This window comes from Sphingobium sp. IP1, assembly GCF_002708645.1.
Taxonomy (GTDB): Bacteria; Pseudomonadota; Alphaproteobacteria; order Sphingomonadales; family Sphingomonadaceae; genus Sphingobium; species Sphingobium yanoikuyae.
The window spans coordinates 1-15,189 of sequence record NZ_NOIW01000116.1 but is presented as its reverse complement, the minus strand read 5'-3'; the positions used below and the strand labels follow the sequence as shown (position 1 = coordinate 15,189).

Here is a 15,189-nt window from a genome sequence, read left to right as displayed (position 1 = left end):
GGCCATTCCCACCCGTCGCTGAGATGGCGGAGTGGGGTGGGAAGCTGGCCACCTGTTTCACAGCGTCATCCCCGCGCAGGCGGGGATCCATCTCACCAGCTTCGGACCAGATGCGAGGTCAGAAGATGGATTCCCGCCTGCGCGGGAATGACGAAAAGGGTGGTTAGCGGCCATCCCACCAACGTCATGCTGAACTTGTTTCAGCATCCATCGGGCCCAACAAACTATTGGTCTTATGGGAGGAATGGACCCTGAAACAAGTTCAGGGTGACGATGATGGTGAGGGCGGCTTATGGTCACAAGCCGCCCACCTACATCTGTCATGCCGGGCTTGACCCGGCATCCCGCTTTTCTATGCAAAAGATAAAGAAGCGAGGCCCCGGCTCAAGACCGGGGTGACGATGGCCGCTTCTGGTCGTTAGCTGTCAAAGCCGGATATCGTCATTGCGAGCGGAGCGAAGCAATCCACTGGCGCGAGATGGATTGCTTCGCTCCGCTCGCAATGACGGGAGATGCTCGCTTCGCGCCACCCTGTCCTACATGCCCGATTTCTGATCTACCCTGCGCGATGGATCCGCGCCTCTCTCCGCATCGCCGCCTCTGTCTCGCATGTAGCCTTATCGACGCGCGGCAGGGGCATAGGTGTCGCGTCGCCGTCGCGTCGCCGTCGCCTCGCCGCCGCATGACGGGCGCGCGCCATTGACCCGCACCCCCACGCCCCCGACGCGGGACAGGCGCGTAGTCGATGCGTTCCCGGCGCGTTGGCGGTGCAAAAGGCCCGGAAACCCCGTTTACACTGTGAACTTCGACAGGCGCGTGGCCCCGTGCTGTTACCAGTCCTGCCGCCTGTCGCGTCGCAATCGTCGTGCGGTCCGTCGCGCCCGGCATGACGGGGCAGGGTGATTGCGCTATGGCCTGCGCGCCTGCCCGATCGATCCCCGATCCATCGGGCAGGCGAAAATTTTTATCCCGTCCCGCCCTTGACCGGCGAAACGACTTTTCCATATGCATGCCGCTAGCACTCTCTATCCGCGAGTGCTAACAATGAGAGAGTTCATCGGGAGAAGGACAAGGCGGGGCACAATATCGCACGGGGGCATTCCTCTTGCGGGCCGCGCCGGACCCATCCCAGCACAAAGGGAAAGGCAATCATCATGGCATTCCGTCCGTTGCATGACCGCGTTCTCGTTCGCCGCATTGAAGCGGAAGCGAAGACGGCCGGTGGCATCATCATCCCCGACACCGCCAAGGAAAAGCCGCAGGAAGGCGAAATCGTCTCCGTCGGTTCGGGTTCGAAGGCCGAAGACGGCAAGGTCACTCCGCTGGACGTCAAGGCCGGCGATCGCGTGCTGTTCGGCAAGTGGTCGGGCACCGAAGTCAAGGTCGACGGTGAAGACCTGCTCATCATGAAGGAATCGGACATTCTGGGTATTGTCGCCTAAGCGATTTCCCGAATTTCGGTTTTCCATTTTTCCCTATTTTTCGAAGGAATTAGATCATGGCAGCGAAGGACGTAAAGTTTTCGCGTGACGCTCGTGAGCGCATCCTGCGCGGCGTCGACATCCTGGCCGACGCGGTCAAGGTGACCCTGGGCCCGAAGGGCCGCAACGTCGTCATCGACAAGAGCTTCGGCGCCCCCCGCATCACCAAGGACGGCGTCAGCGTCGCCAAGGAAATCGAACTGAAGGACAAGTTCGAGAATATGGGCGCCCAGATGGTCCGCGAAGTTGCTTCGAAGACCAACGACATCGCCGGTGACGGCACCACCACCGCGACCGTCCTGGCCCAGGCCATCGTGCGCGAAGGCATGAAGTCGGTTGCCGCCGGCATGAACCCGATGGACCTGAAGCGCGGCATCGATCTCGCCGTCGCCAAGGTTGTCGAGGACATCCAGTCGCGTTCGAAGCCGGTTGCCGGTTCGGCCGAAGTGGCCCAGGTCGGCATCATCTCGGCCAATGGCGACAAGGAAGTCGGCGAGAAGATCGCCGAAGCCATGGAAAAGGTCGGCAAGGAAGGCGTCATCACCGTGGAAGAGGCCAAGGGTCTCGACTTCGAGCTGGACGTTGTCGAAGGCATGCAGTTCGACCGCGGCTACCTGTCGCCCTACTTCATCACCAACCCGGAAAAGATGGCCGTCGAGCTGGCTGATCCGTACATCCTGATCCACGAGAAGAAGCTCTCGAATCTGCAGTCGATCCTGCCGATCCTGGAAGCCGTGGTTCAGTCGGGCCGTCCGCTCCTCATCATCGCCGAGGACATTGAAGGCGAAGCGCTGGCGACCCTGGTCGTCAACAAGCTGCGCGGCGGCCTGAAGGTCGCTGCGGTCAAGGCACCGGGCTTCGGCGACCGCCGCAAGGCCATGCTGGAAGACATCGCCGTCCTGACCAAGGGCGAAGTGATCTCGGAAGACCTGGGCATCAAGCTCGAAAACGTCACCCTGGGCATGCTGGGCACCGCCAAGCGCGTCACCATCGACAAGGACAACACCACCATCGTCGATGGCGCCGGTGATGCCGACTCGATCAAGGGCCGTACCGAGCAGATCCGTGCGCAGATCGAAGTCACCACTTCGGACTATGACCGTGAAAAGCTGCAGGAACGCCTGGCCAAGCTGGCTGGCGGCGTTGCCGTCATCAAGGTTGGCGGTGCGACCGAAGTCGAAGTCAAGGAGCGCAAGGATCGCGTCGACGACGCCCTGCACGCGACCCGCGCTGCCGTCGAAGAAGGCATCGTCCCCGGTGGTGGCACCGCGCTGCTCTACGCGACCAAGGTTCTCGAAGGCGTCGCTGGCGCCAATGACGACCAGACCCGCGGTATCGACATCGTCCGCAAGTCGCTGACGGCTCTGGTTCGCCAGATCGCCGCCAACGCCGGCCATGACGGTGCTGTCGTCTCGGGCAAGCTGCTCGACCAGGCCGACACCTCGTTCGGCTTCAACGCGTCGACCGACACCTATGAAAACCTGGTTGCCGCCGGCGTCATCGATCCGACCAAGGTCGTGCGCACCGCGCTCCAGAACGCTGCCTCGGTTGCTGGTCTGCTGATCACCACCGAAGCCGCGGTTTCGGAACTGCCCGAAGACAAGCCCGCCATGCCCGCCATGCCGGGTGGCATGGGCGGCATGGGCGGCATGGACTTCTAAAAGCGATCGTAGCGGGTGGGCAACGCCCGCCCGCGGTTCGATCGCGACTTCAAAGAAGTTCTCGCGCATGCGACAAGAAAGGGGCTGGTGGAGCGATCCACCGGCCTTTTTCGTGCCCGTCCTTTCCGCTGTCCTACAGCCCGTTTCCGGCCCCATATGACGGTGCCTTGGCCGGGGAGGGGTAGAGGGATATTGTTGATCGGGCAGCGGAATTGATCTGCTTTGGTGGGCATCCGGTTTACCAAATCTCAAGGCTGATCCGCCACTATGCTGGCACGTGTCACGCCTCGTCCGCCATCTGTGCGCAGTCCTGCGCGCGCGCTTTGCGCCCCGTACCCAGCAGAATGCTGAGGTGCAGGATAGCCTCGTCAAGGCGCTTTACGCCTCCCCGGCATCGCTGCTTTCTGGCGCGATTTCAGGTGGTTCGCTCAGTATCGTGATCGCCTGGCAGGCCCATGTCCTGACCATGCACATCATTGCCGCGCTGGTCCTGATCGTGGGAATCAGCCGCTCCATCTCGGCCGTCTATTTCCAGCGCGCGCTGGCGCATCAGGATGGTCCGGCGCGTCCGATCTGGGGAATTGCCTATGAAATGGGTGCCTGGATCTATGCCGCGCTGCTCGGGCTTCAGTCGCTCGCGACCCTGACGATCAGCCAGGATGCGACGTTGCATGTGCTCGCCGTCGGCATGGTCGCCTCCTATGCGGGCGGCATTTCCGGCCGCAATGCCGGCCGGGTCCATGTCGCGGTCGGCCAGACCTGCTTCACCATGCTCCCGACCTCGATCGGCCTGCTGATCGCCGGTGGCGCCGGCTATGTCGTCCTTGGCGTGCTCTGCTTCCTGATGATCTTCGCCATGGCGGAAATCACCAAGACCACGCACCGCATCGTGCTGGAAGCGATGCAGGGCAAGCAGGAGAAGAGCAACCTCGCGATCAAGTTCGAGCGGCTGGCCCGCTATGACAGCCTGACCGGGGTGGAAAACCGCATGGCGATGCAGATGCGGCTGCGCGACCTGTTCGACAATCGCATTTCCGATGCGGATCAGACCGCCGTCCTGTGGATGGACCTCGACCGGTTCAAGGAAATCAACGACACGCTGGGCCATATCGTCGGCGACCAGCTGCTGTGCCAGGTGGCCGAACGGCTGACCCGCGCGCTCGACCGGCGCGGTCATGTCGCGCGCTTCGGCGGCGACGAGTTCGTGTTGATCTGCCCCGGCGTCAGCCGCATCCAGGCCGAAGTGATCGCGGGCGACATCACCCGTATTCTGGCCGGCGATTTCGAGGTTGGCGGTCATCACCTGACGATCTCCGCCTCGATGGGCATTGCCGTCGCGCCGGAAGATGGCGCCGATGGCGACGAACTGCTGCAGCATGCCGATCTGGCGCTCTACAAGGCCAAGCATGCCGGCCGAAACCGCCATGCCCAGTTCGACTGGACCATGAAGGAGCGGCAGAACCGCACCTATGAGCTGGAGACCGGGCTGCGCAGCGCGCTCGCCAATGGCGAGCTGCAACTTCATTATCAGCCGATCTTCGATACCGAGACCGGCCGGATCACCATCTGCGAGGCGCTGATGCGCTGGCAGCATCCGGAACTGGGCTGGATTTCCCCGGCCGAGTTCATCCCGATCGCTGAAAGCTCGGCCCTGATCGAGCCGATGACCAACTGGGCGCTGGCCCAGGCGTGCCGCGACGCGATGGGCTGGGACGAGGGTGTCCGGGTTGCGGTCAATATCTCGCCCGCGCTCATCAAGACCGACGGCCTGCCGCGCGCGGTCATCTCCGCGCTGCTCCAGTCGGGGCTCAAGGCGCGCCGGCTGGAGCTGGAAGTCACCGAATCCATCTTCCTGGAAGATGACCGTCGCACCCATCTGATCCTCAGCGAATTGCGCCGTATCGGCCTGCGCCTGGCGCTCGACGATTTCGGCACCGGCTATTCCTCGCTGGGCGCCTTGCGCACCCATGAGTTCGACACGATCAAGGTCGATCAGAGCTTCATGCGCGGCGTCGGCGAAAATCCCCGCGACCGCGCCATCGCCCAGTCCGTCGCCTATCTGGCCCGCGCGCTGGAGGTGGAGACGGTGGCTGAGGGGATCGAGACCGAGGAACAGTTGCGCTACGCCCGCGAAACCGGCTTCACCAACGTTCAGGGCTTCGTCCTCAGCCGGCCGGTCCCGATCGGCGAGTTGCAGGCCCTGCTCAACCGCAACAGGGCCGATGTCCATGACATGGCGGCGCTGATCCGCCAGCGCCGCCTGGCCTGATCCTTATTTGGTCAGGCGCGTCTGGGCCGACGCCAGCCGGCGCATCATGCGGATATCCTTGAGGTCGGTCTTGAGCGCCGAAGCGGCCCAATTCTCGACAATATCCTTCAACTCGTCATGGTGCAGCGGGTCGACCCGGCGCCCGGCTTCATAGACGCCGACATGGCCGGCATGGTGCGGGCGATTGCGGGTGACGAAATCACGCACCGCCGCTTCCCCCTCGCCATCCTCGACCAGCGTATGGACGATGCCCATGTCGAACATCTCTTCCGCGGTGAAGACCTTGCCCGACAGGATCATGCGCTCGGCCGCCAGCCGGCCCAGCTTGCGCGACAGGATCGAATAGGCGCCCATGCCGGGGAACAGGCCGAACAGCATTTCCGGCAGGCCGAAACGGGCGCTGCGCTCGGCGATCACCACGTCGAAACAGAGCAGCGCCTCGAACCCGCCGCCCAGCGCATCGCCCTGCGCCAGCGCGATCGACACCACCGGCATGTCGCCGTTGCGCCAGGTGCGATGGACCACGTCGATGCAGGCATGGCCATATTGGACCAGGCCGGGCAGGTCGCCGCGCTCGATGCAGCCGGCGAACAGTTCCAGATCGCCGCCCAGGTTGAACACGCCGGGGAAGCGGGAACCCGCGACCATATATTTGACCGGCAACTGGCCGGCATCGAACAGCCGCTTGGTCTCGGCATACCAGTAGCGGACGTCGCGCAGCATGGTCATGCTGAAATTGGGTCGATTGGCCGGCGTCATGAACGCCCAGAGCGTTTCGGATTCGGCCTCCCACTGCACGTCGATCTGGCCCAGGTCGAACAGTTGGGAAGGGGCGGGAGATGACGTTACGGCATCCTCGCCAAAGCTTTCGATCTCGAATGCCGCTTCGACCTCGGTCGCGCGCTCGTCAGCTGCACTAAAGCGTCCTGAATCAATCATGTGCGCCCCATTTTTCTCTTGAATCTGAACCTTCGACGGTCGGCGCTTATGATGCAGTGCGGGACAAATAGTTGACAGATCATTAACCATTTTTATCCGCAACTGTTGCCCGGAAAGCGCGGTAAATGCGCCGAAATGGAGATTGTTGTTGCGATATCGCAACAGAAATTTTCGTTTCCCCTTTTCAGCCCGTCTGCTCAGCCCTTTGTTAACCATTGTTAATTAGGGCGGTCGCATGGACATGCATCGCCTTCCGGCCCGCAAGAATGTGACACTCACGCTACAGGATGCGCAGGGCCAGCCCTGGACCTTGCGCCTGTCCACCGATTGTCTGCGCTTCATCGGCCGCTATCGCCGGGTCGAGGGGTTCGACATCGACGCGATGACCCTGTTCGACGGCGTCCGCCGGGCCGGCTGAAACGGCGCTCCGACCGCGCTGCTCTTGTGCGCGCGGGCGTTCGCTCCTAGAGCGCGGCGATGACCAAGCCCCGCTTTTCCTTCTCGATCGCCGCCACCGACGGCAAGGCCCGCACCGGCGCGATCCAGATGCGCCGCGGCGAGATCCGTACGCCGGCCTTCATGCCGGTCGGCACCGCCGCCACCGTCAAGGCGATGCGCCCGGCCGAAGTGCGCGCCACCGGCGCCGACATCATCCTGGGCAACACCTATCATCTGATGCTGCGCCCCGGCGCCGAACGCATGGCGCGGCTGGGCGGATTGCACGGCTTCATGGGCTGGGACCGGCCGATCCTGACCGACAGTGGCGGCTATCAGGTGATGAGCCTCAGCGCCCTTACCAAGATGAGCGAGGAGGGGGTCGCCTTCTCCAGCCATCTCGACGGCTCCAAGCATATGCTCAGCCCCGAGCGCTCGATGGAAATCCAGCGGCTGCTCGACAGCGACATCGTCATGGCCTTTGACGAATGTACCAAGAATGGCTGCACCCATGACGAGGCCGCCAGGTCGATGGAGCGATCGATGCGCTGGGCCAAGCGCTCGCGCGACGGTTTCGATGCGGGCGGCGACCATGCCGATCGCGCAGCCCTGTTCGGCATCCAGCAAGGCTCGCTCAACGAAGGGCTCCGCAAAATTTCGGCGGAGAAGCTGATCGAGATCGGCTTTGACGGCTATGCCGTGGGCGGCCTTGCGGTGGGCGAGGGGCAGGAGGCGATGTTCGCCACGCTCGACTTCGCGCCCGACATGCTGCCGCAGGACAAGCCGCGCTACCTGATGGGCGTGGGCAAGCCCGACGACATCGTCGGCGCGGTGGAGCGCGGCATCGACATGTTCGATTGCGTGCTGCCGACCCGGTCGGGCCGCAATGGCCAGGCCTTCACCTGGGCCGGCCCGCTCAACATCCGCAACGCCAAGTTCAACGAGGATCTGGGGCCGCTCGATCCGCGCTGCGGCTGTCCGGTCTGCGCGACCTGGAGCCGCGCCTATCTCCATCATCTGGTGAAGTCGGGCGAGATGCTGGGCGCGATGCTGATGACCCAGCATAACATCCACTTCTATCAGGAACTGATGCAGGGTCTGCGTGACAATATCGCGGCGGGCACATTATCGACCTTCACGGCCGATTTCCGCCGCGACTATCAGCGGGTCTGACGCTTTTTCAGGGAATGACGCTGATCGCGATGCTGTACTGGCCCGCTTCGGCATCATGATCGAGCGGGGAGCGCAACTGGCGCGACAGGCCGGTCAGCACCCGGCCATAGCGTTCGTTCAGCAATAAAGTCATTTCCGGCCCGGCGCGCAGCGCGGGCGACGCCATCTGCAACAGGGCGCGGTCGTTCCGATCGGCCTCCAGATGCACCGAAATCCGCATCGTCGCGCGCGGATCGGACAGCATTGCCAGCTCGACCAGTTCGGTCACCAGGAAGGCGACCGGAACGGCGACATCCTGGCTGATGTGCAGGTCATCGTCGCTGTCGATTTGGATGCCGAAACGGCGCGCCTCATGCGGGGCGGTGCCGCGCAGGCTGGCGGACAATTCGCTGATCAGCGGGCGCACGCCGACGCCGCGATTGTCCTCCAGCTCGGCAAAATGGTTGCGATGGACGACCGACAGGGCGTCGACCCGGCGCTGGATCGATCCATAGGCGGACACCGCTTCGGGCTCATGCGCCGACCGGGCATGCAGGCTGATCAGGCTGGCGATGATCTGCAGGTTGTTCTTGACCCGATGATGCACCTCTCGCGTCAGCTTGCGCTGGGTGTCGAGCGCGGCGGCCATTTCCGCCTCATGGGTGGCGACATCCTCGCTGATCTCGCGAAAGGTGTCGCCCAGGTCGCTGATCTCATGCGCAGGGGTACGGATGCGCCGCAACGGCTCCAGCACTTCGCCAGGCTGATAGGCGGCAACCTGGCGCCGCAGCAGCACCAGCGGGCGGATCAGCAGCCGATTGACCACGAACCAGCCGATCGCGGCGGCCGCGAACCACATCACCAGCGGCAGGAACAGCGACAGCAGCCGGGCGATCGTCGCGGGCGGCTCGCGCACCGTCATGGTCAGCAATATGTCGGGCGGGTCGAGCCGGGCGGACAGGCTGCTGCTATGGCCGTCGATCCGGCTGCCGGGGCGGCTGACGATCATCTGCCGTTCGCCCTGGCGCAGGCTCAACTGCCGGTTCTGCAGCGCGGTGGCCGGATCGGCGACGCTTTCGAGATGCGGCCGCGAATAATAGGCCAGCGCCGCGACGCGATTGTCATGGCTGTGGGTGCGCGACAGCAGGAAGTCGCCGGACGACAGCAGTTCGACGCGCGGACCGACGAAGCGGCGCGCGGGCGGAATGCCGGCCGGCTCCGGCGTGGCCGATCCGCACAGCTTCTTGCCCGATCGGTCGTAGATATAGAATCGGATGCCGTTCCGGTCCTGCGCGGTGAGGAAGAAGGAGAGGCGGTTGCAGATTTCGCCGTCCGCCTTGCCATCGGCCAGCGCGTTGACGGTCAGGCCCAGCGCGGTGCGATCGGCGTTGAGGTCGGCGGTCAGCTTGCGCGCGCTCTGCGTTACGGCGACACGCAGCAGCGCCTCCTTCTCCAGGTCGGCGGTGCGAATCGCCTGCAGCGACGCCACCAGCGCGATCAGCCCCAGCGGCAACAGCGCGAGTGTCAGGATGAGGAACATCTTGACGCCGGTGGACCGGAGATAGACGCCGAACATGGTCATGGGGGATCGAGAGGGTCCTTGTATGGACGGCAGGGAAATGCCGCCCCGACCAGCGTTGATCAGTCCAGTTTGCTGAGCAGGTCCAGCATTTCGGCGGGAATATCTTCGTCGACCGTGCGCTGATAGACGGACTTGAGCACCTGGGACACCTGGGCCTCGTCCTTTTTCGCGGCCGTGCGGCGCTTGCGTGGTTCGGGCGCAGTCTTCATATCGCGGTCGCGGATGGTCGTGCCGACGTCAATATCCCCTCCCATCCTGTCCCGTTCCGTTGTTGAAGAAACCAAAATCAGCCCCTTTGAAGCTAAATCCGTGACGCCAGCCTGTCCGCTATTTCGCCGCAACGCATAGCGGCGTCAATTCACCAAGCTGGGCAAATTTCACCAAAAAGCCGTTACCGTCGAAAAAACCGAACGAGAGTGAAACAAATCTTGGTGTCGATGGTTCCGGCATTCGAAGCATTTTTTGCACCGTCGGTCATTCGGCGGCAGGGGGAGAGGGGCTTGCCAGCGCGGCATCGTCATCCCATCCTCCGGCGGAGCCGATGTTTCGGACAACAGGCCCGACAGGGCAGGGAGAAGACTTACCGATGTCGCTTGGACAGCAACTGCACCCCCATCTTCCTTTCTTGCGGCGCTATGCGCGCGCGCTGACGGGCAGCCAGACTCATGGCGATGCCTATGTCCGCGCCACGCTCGAAGCGATCGTCGCTGCGCCGGAGGAGTTTCCCAGCGGTGTCGATCCTCGCCTCGGCCTCTACAAGACCTTCCATGCGATCTGGTCGTCCTCGCATCTGGATGACGAGCCCGGCTTCTCCGGTTCGATCGGGCAGGAGGCGATCGCCCATGCCCGATTGGCCCGGCTGACCCCGCTGCCGCGCCAGGCGCTGCTGCTGACCGCGCTCGAAGGCTTCACCACGGAAGATGCCGGCTATCTGATCGGCCTCGACACCGCCGATGTCGAAGCCCTGGTCGAGGAAGCGCTGGAGGAGATCGAGGCGCAGACCCGTGCCAAGGTTCTCATCATCGAGGATGAGCCGATCATCGCGATGGATATCGAGACGATCGTGCGCGATCTTGGCCATGACGTGACCGCCATTGCCGTCACCCGCGAGGATGCGGTGCGCGAGGCGCTGGCGGAGCGGCCCGGCCTGGTGCTGGCCGATATCCAGTTGGCCGATGATTCGAGCGGCATCGACGCGGTGAAGGATATTCTCGCCGAATTCTCGGTGCCGGTGATTTTCATCACCGCCTTCCCCGAACGGCTGCTGACCGGCGAACGGCCCGAGCCGACCTTCCTCATTACCAAGCCGTTCCAGCGCTCGACGGTGAAGGCCGCGATCTCGCAGGCGCTTTTCTTCGACGAAGCGACCGCCCCGGCCTGACCTCTCTTCTCGCCGGCCGATCCTTTGTGACGGTCGGCGGAACCCTCCCGGCTTTAACGCGTTAAATATGCGTAACGATTCGGAGAGGGCCGATGGCCGACGAGGAGCAGCATATCTCGACGCAGGACGCACGGGGCGGCGCTACGCCGCACGTCGTTCGCTATGTGCTAGGCATTTCGCTCGCACTGGCCGTGATCGTGATGCTGCTCGTGCTCTGGCGGTAAGGCAGTGGAAAAAATGGGCGTTTCTAGGGGTATCTTGGGAATTGGCCTTTGGCGGTAATCGAACTAGGGTGCGGATGCATATATGGCTTTGACGACTTCGGTTCATGCAGCGAGGGCGACAGTCGAAACGGGGGTTGCTGCCGTGGATGAAGGGCTGAACCAGGCGCCGCGCGAGGCACTGTCGGACGGCGAGTTCAAGCGTGAACTGGCCGCGGTCATTCCGCATCTGCGCGCCTTCGGGCGGTCCCTGTCGGGCAATCGCGACACCGCCGACGATCTTGTCCAGGAAACCCTGCTCAAGGCCTGGGCCGCGCGTGCCCGCTTCCAGGCTGGCACCAACATGCGCGCCTGGACCTTCATCATCCTGCGCAACCATTATCTCTCGCAGATGCGCCGGTCGCGCTTCCGCGGCGACTGGGACGACCTGACCGCCGACCGGCTGCTCGCTGCGCCCGCGGGCCAGGACAAGCATGTCGAACTCAGCGACATGCAGCGCGCCCTGCTGCAATTGCCCCAGCCCCAGCGCGAGGCATTGATCCTCGTCGGCGCGGGTGGCTTTGCCTATGAGGAAGCGGCGGAGATCTGCGGCGTCGCGGTCGGCACGATCAAGAGCCGCGTGGCCCGCGGTCGCGCCGCGCTCGAACAGATATTGGAGGAGGGCGCGCTGCCCTCGCGCCGGACGCAGGAAACGACCGATACGGCGGTGCTGGACGAGATCATGGACGATGTCGATCGCCTGAGCCGTGGCCGCATTTCCGACAATCTGGTCGACCATGGTGCCGCCGACGACGATGGCGATGGCGAGATGGATGGCAAGACCGCCGAGGATTGAGGGCGGGATGCCATTGCCCTGGCGTGATCGGGAACGATCCGCCCGGCTTGTTGGTTGAAATGCCATGGGAAGGATGGAAGCCATGGGCAACGACCCGCAACATCGACAGGATCGGACCGGGCGACGCTCGGATCGTCCGCAAGGCAGCGGCGGCATCGTTTTCGCGCTGGTGGCGCTGGCCCTGATCCTGGCGATCGGCTTCTTCTATCTCACCAATGAAAGCCGCGAGGATCGGCGCGCCGACGCCATTACCCAGGCGGCGGATTCGGTCGATAATGGTGCCCGGATCGTGGGCGAAGCCGCGCGCAACGCCGCGGACAAGCTGCGCAACAACAACTGAACCTCCTTGCGATCGGGCGGGACAAGGCGATCCGGTGTCGCCTTGATTTACAGTCATTGGCGCCATCTTCAGATTTTCTTTGCCATTTTCAGGCAGGGTCTGAGCCCTGTCGGATTTCCTTACAGCTTGTTGTAAGGCTGGGCCGACTCCAGTTGGCGGCCCTTCCCGACCGGAGGGGCGGTGCTGCGGGAAGAAGCGCGATACGATGATCAGGCTGTTCAAACATTATGTCCCTCATGCGGTGCTGCTGCTCGGCCTGCTCGATTTCCTGCTGCTGATCGGCGCGGGGGAAGCGGGCTGGATCCTGCGCGCGCATCAGATCGGCATGGATGTCGAGCCGATCGCGACCCGCGTCGGCCCGCTGCTGAGCTTCGCCTTCGCCATCCAGACCGGCATGATCGCGGTCGGCGTCTACAGTCCCGAAGCGCTGCAATCGATCCGCTTCGCCTTCGCCCGCCTGCTGGTCGCCATCTCGCTCGGCGTCATCTTCCTCTCGGTCATGTATTTCCTGCTGCCCGGCATCACCCTGTGGCGCTCCAATTCGCTCTACGCGATGGGGCTGGCGATGGCACTGTTGCTGCTGGCCCGCATGCTGCTGGGGTCGCTGCTCGGCGGCGAGGCGTTCAAGCGCCGCCTTGTCGTGCTGGGTGCCGGCCGGCGCGCCAACCGCATCCGCGACCTGGAACAGAAGCGCGGCGCCGGTTTCCTGGTGGTCGGCTATATCGCCATGAATGATGGCGACCAGGTGGTGGAGGAAGCGATCAACCGCACCGCCATCTACAACATGTCCGATTATGTGGTGCGGCTGAACGCCAGCGAGGTCGTGCTGGCGCTGGAGGAGCGGCGCAACGCCATCCCCATGTCCGACCTGCTGCGGATCAAGACCACCGGCGTCCATGTCAACGACCTGTCGACCTTCCTGGAGCGCGAGACCGGGCGCGTCGATCTCGACAGCGTCAACCCCAGCTGGCTGATCTTTTCCGACGGTTTTTCCGCCGGTCGTCGCCTGTCCAGCATCGCCAAGCGCATCTTCGACATCATCGCCAGTTCGATCCTGCTGCTGCTGACCGGCCCGATTATCCTGTTCGCCGCCTTGCTGGTGAAGCTCGACAGCCGGGGCCCGGCTTTCTACCGGCAGCAGCGCGTCGGCCTCTATGGCCAGGAATTCTGGATCGTGAAGCTGCGCACCATGCGCCAGGATGCGGAGGTCAAGGGCCAGGCGGTCTGGGCGGAGAAGGATGATCCGCGCATCACGCGCCTGGGCTATTGGCTGCGCAAGCTGCGCATCGACGAACTGCCGCAGAGTTGGACCGTCCTCAAGGGCGAGATGAGCTTCGTCGGCCCGCGCCCCGAACGGCGCCAGTTCGTCGAGGATCTGGAGCAGCATCTGCGCTATTATGCCGAACGGCACATGGTGAAGCCGGGCATAACCGGCTGGGCGCAGATCAACTATCCCTATGGCGCGTCGATCGAGGATGCCCGACACAAGCTCGAATATGATCTTTATTATGCCAAGAATTACACGCCCTTCCTGGACCTGCTGATCCTGATCCAGACGGTGCGGGTGATCCTCTGGCCCGACGGCGCACGCTGAGCGACAGGCGATGAGCGCGCTGCTGCAATTCATCGGCGACTGGGGCCATGCACTGGCCGCGGTCCTGTTCGCCGCGCTTGGCATCTTCATCCTGCGGCGCCGGGACGATGCGGCCGAACCGCGCATGCTCGCAAGCGCGCTGCTGCTGACCTCCTGCTGGGCGCTCTATGTCTCGTTCGGTGGCGTCGACAAGCCGCTGTCGGGCATCGGGGAAAGCGTCCGCAACGCGGCCTGGCTGATGCTGCTGTTCGTCATGCTGCGGCGCGGCCCGGCCTCGCGCAGCGGCGCACTGGTCGCTGTCGGTCTCGTCTATCTCGCCGTTGCCGGCCTCATCTTCCTTCAGACCTCGACCGATCTCACCTGGCGGCAATTGCCCGTCCGCAGCGATCTGCACCAGATGCTGGTGGCCGTGTCGCTGGTGCTGCGGATGATGACGGCGATCGGCTGCCTGCTGCTGGTCCATCATCTCTACACCGCCTGGCCCTCGCGCGATCGCGGGCGGGTGTCGCTGCTGCTCGGCGCGCTGGCGGCGATGTGGACCTATGACCTCAATCTCTATGTCATCGGCTATTTCGCGATGGACCGGGTCAACGAACTCTATGCGCTGCGCGGGCCGCTGATGGCGCTGCTGGCGCCGGTGATCGCCATCGGCATGCGCAAGGAAATGGCCGGGCGGCTGCAATTGTCGCGCACCATTGCCTTCCAGTCGCTGTCGCTGGTGGCGGTCGGCCTCTATGTCGTGGTGCTGACCGCGGCGGCGGTGTTGATCGAGATGATCGCCGGCCCCTATGCGCGGGTGGTGGAGATTGGCGCGGTCTTCTTCGTGGCGGTGACCGCGCTCGTCCTGCTGCCCTCGCCACAGATGCGGGCGCTGTGGAAGGTGCAGGTCGCCAAGCATTTCTTCCAGCATCGCTACGACTATCGCACCGAATGGATGCGCTTTGGCGAAACCATCGGCCGTCCGGGCGAAAATGCTCCGCCGCTGGGCGAGCGGGTGGCCAAGGCGGTCGCCGACATCACCGATTCCCCCGCCGCCTTGCTGCTGTTGCGCACCGAAGACGGCCGGCTGGCGTTCGAGGCGCAATGGAACTGGCCGCAGGAACCGATTGCCGGCCTGTCCCTGCCGCTCGACCAGCTGGAAAGCTGGGAAAAAAGCGGCTGGATCGTCGATGTCGGTCGCATCCGCGATGGCGACGCCACTTTCGACCTGCCGCTTTGGCTGATCGAGGATGCCCATGTCTGGGCGCTGGTGCCGCTGCTCCATTATGGCCGGCTGATCGGCGCGATCCTGCTTGCGCC

13 protein-coding genes and 1 pseudogene are annotated in these 15,189 nt (G+C 63.9%); 11 read left to right on the top strand and 3 right to left on the bottom strand.

The features are described 5' to 3' along the window. Positions 1–1,154: 1,154 nt before the first annotated feature. The 3 genes from groES to CG471_RS25215 all read left to right on the top strand — a co-directional run bounded on the left by groES (position 1,155) and on the right by CG471_RS25215 (position 5,411). Positions 1,155–1,442: a co-chaperone GroES gene (gene groES, locus CG471_RS25225; protein WP_004211301.1), complete on the top strand. Its 288-nt coding sequence runs from the start codon at positions 1,155–1,157 to the stop codon at positions 1,440–1,442. 56 nt (positions 1,443–1,498) lie between these two features. After that, positions 1,499–3,142: a chaperonin GroEL gene (groL, locus tag CG471_RS25220; protein WP_099234152.1), complete on the top strand. Its 1,644-nt coding sequence runs from the start codon at positions 1,499–1,501 to the stop codon at positions 3,140–3,142. A 277-nt stretch (positions 3,143–3,419) separates the two neighbouring features. Continuing rightward, a complete protein-coding gene (locus CG471_RS25215) occupies positions 3,420–5,411 on the top strand; it encodes a bifunctional diguanylate cyclase/phosphodiesterase (RefSeq protein WP_099234151.1) in 1,992 nt (663 codons plus the stop codon). A 3-nt stretch (positions 5,412–5,414) separates the two neighbouring features. On the opposite strand, the gene CG471_RS25210 is transcribed toward CG471_RS25215, so the two are convergent. Beyond that, the gene (locus CG471_RS25210) at positions 5,415–6,350 is read right to left on the bottom strand and encodes a crotonase/enoyl-CoA hydratase family protein (RefSeq protein WP_099234150.1); all 936 of its coding nucleotides are present in this window, start codon (positions 6,348–6,350) and stop codon (positions 5,415–5,417) included. A gap of 235 nt (positions 6,351–6,585) precedes the next feature. Between CG471_RS25210 and CG471_RS25205 the strand changes: the two genes are divergently transcribed. Further along, on the top strand, positions 6,586–6,768 hold the full coding sequence (locus tag CG471_RS25205) for a hypothetical protein (protein ID WP_004211308.1): 183 nt from the start codon (positions 6,586–6,588) through the stop codon (positions 6,766–6,768). Positions 6,769–6,827: 59 nt separating this feature from the next. Further along, the gene (tgt, locus tag CG471_RS25200) at positions 6,828–7,958 is read left to right on the top strand and encodes a tRNA guanosine(34) transglycosylase Tgt (protein WP_099234149.1); all 1,131 of its coding nucleotides are present in this window, start codon (positions 6,828–6,830) and stop codon (positions 7,956–7,958) included. A 7-nt stretch (positions 7,959–7,965) separates the two neighbouring features. On the opposite strand, the gene CG471_RS25195 is transcribed toward tgt, so the two are convergent. Both CG471_RS25195 and CG471_RS25190 read right to left on the bottom strand, forming a co-directional pair. Beyond that, positions 7,966–9,519, bottom strand: coding sequence for a sensor histidine kinase (locus tag CG471_RS25195; RefSeq protein ID WP_099234148.1), 1,554 nt, complete (start codon positions 9,517–9,519; stop codon positions 7,966–7,968). Positions 9,520–9,578: 59 nt separating this feature from the next. Continuing rightward, positions 9,579–9,803 (bottom strand): NepR family anti-sigma factor, encoded by a 225-nt coding sequence (locus CG471_RS25190; protein WP_257211685.1) that lies wholly within the window; start codon positions 9,801–9,803, stop codon positions 9,579–9,581. 302 nt (positions 9,804–10,105) lie between these two features. On the opposite strand from CG471_RS25190, the gene CG471_RS25185 reads away from it, so the two are divergent. The 6 genes and pseudogenes from CG471_RS25185 to CG471_RS25165 form a co-directional block, all read left to right on the top strand. Continuing rightward, the gene (locus CG471_RS25185; RefSeq protein WP_004211315.1) at positions 10,106–10,900 is read left to right on the top strand and encodes a response regulator; all 795 of its coding nucleotides are present in this window, start codon (positions 10,106–10,108) and stop codon (positions 10,898–10,900) included. Positions 10,901–10,992: 92 nt separating this feature from the next. After that, positions 10,993–11,124 (top strand): hypothetical protein, encoded by a 132-nt coding sequence (locus tag CG471_RS31510; RefSeq protein WP_004211316.1) that lies wholly within the window; start codon positions 10,993–10,995, stop codon positions 11,122–11,124. A gap of 82 nt (positions 11,125–11,206) precedes the next feature. Next, positions 11,207–11,956 (top strand): sigma-70 family RNA polymerase sigma factor, encoded by a 750-nt coding sequence (locus CG471_RS25180; protein WP_373562074.1) that lies wholly within the window; start codon positions 11,207–11,209, stop codon positions 11,954–11,956. Between the two features lie 82 nt (positions 11,957–12,038). Further along, positions 12,039–12,296: a hypothetical protein gene (locus CG471_RS25175; RefSeq protein WP_099234153.1), complete on the top strand. Its 258-nt coding sequence runs from the start codon at positions 12,039–12,041 to the stop codon at positions 12,294–12,296. A gap of 205 nt (positions 12,297–12,501) precedes the next feature. Next, the gene (locus CG471_RS25170) at positions 12,502–13,890 is read left to right on the top strand and encodes a TIGR03013 family XrtA/PEP-CTERM system glycosyltransferase (protein WP_099234146.1); all 1,389 of its coding nucleotides are present in this window, start codon (positions 12,502–12,504) and stop codon (positions 13,888–13,890) included. Positions 13,891–13,900: 10 nt separating this feature from the next. Continuing rightward, a pseudogene (locus tag CG471_RS25165) lies at positions 13,901–15,189 on the top strand (PEP-CTERM system histidine kinase PrsK); the annotation flags it as partial.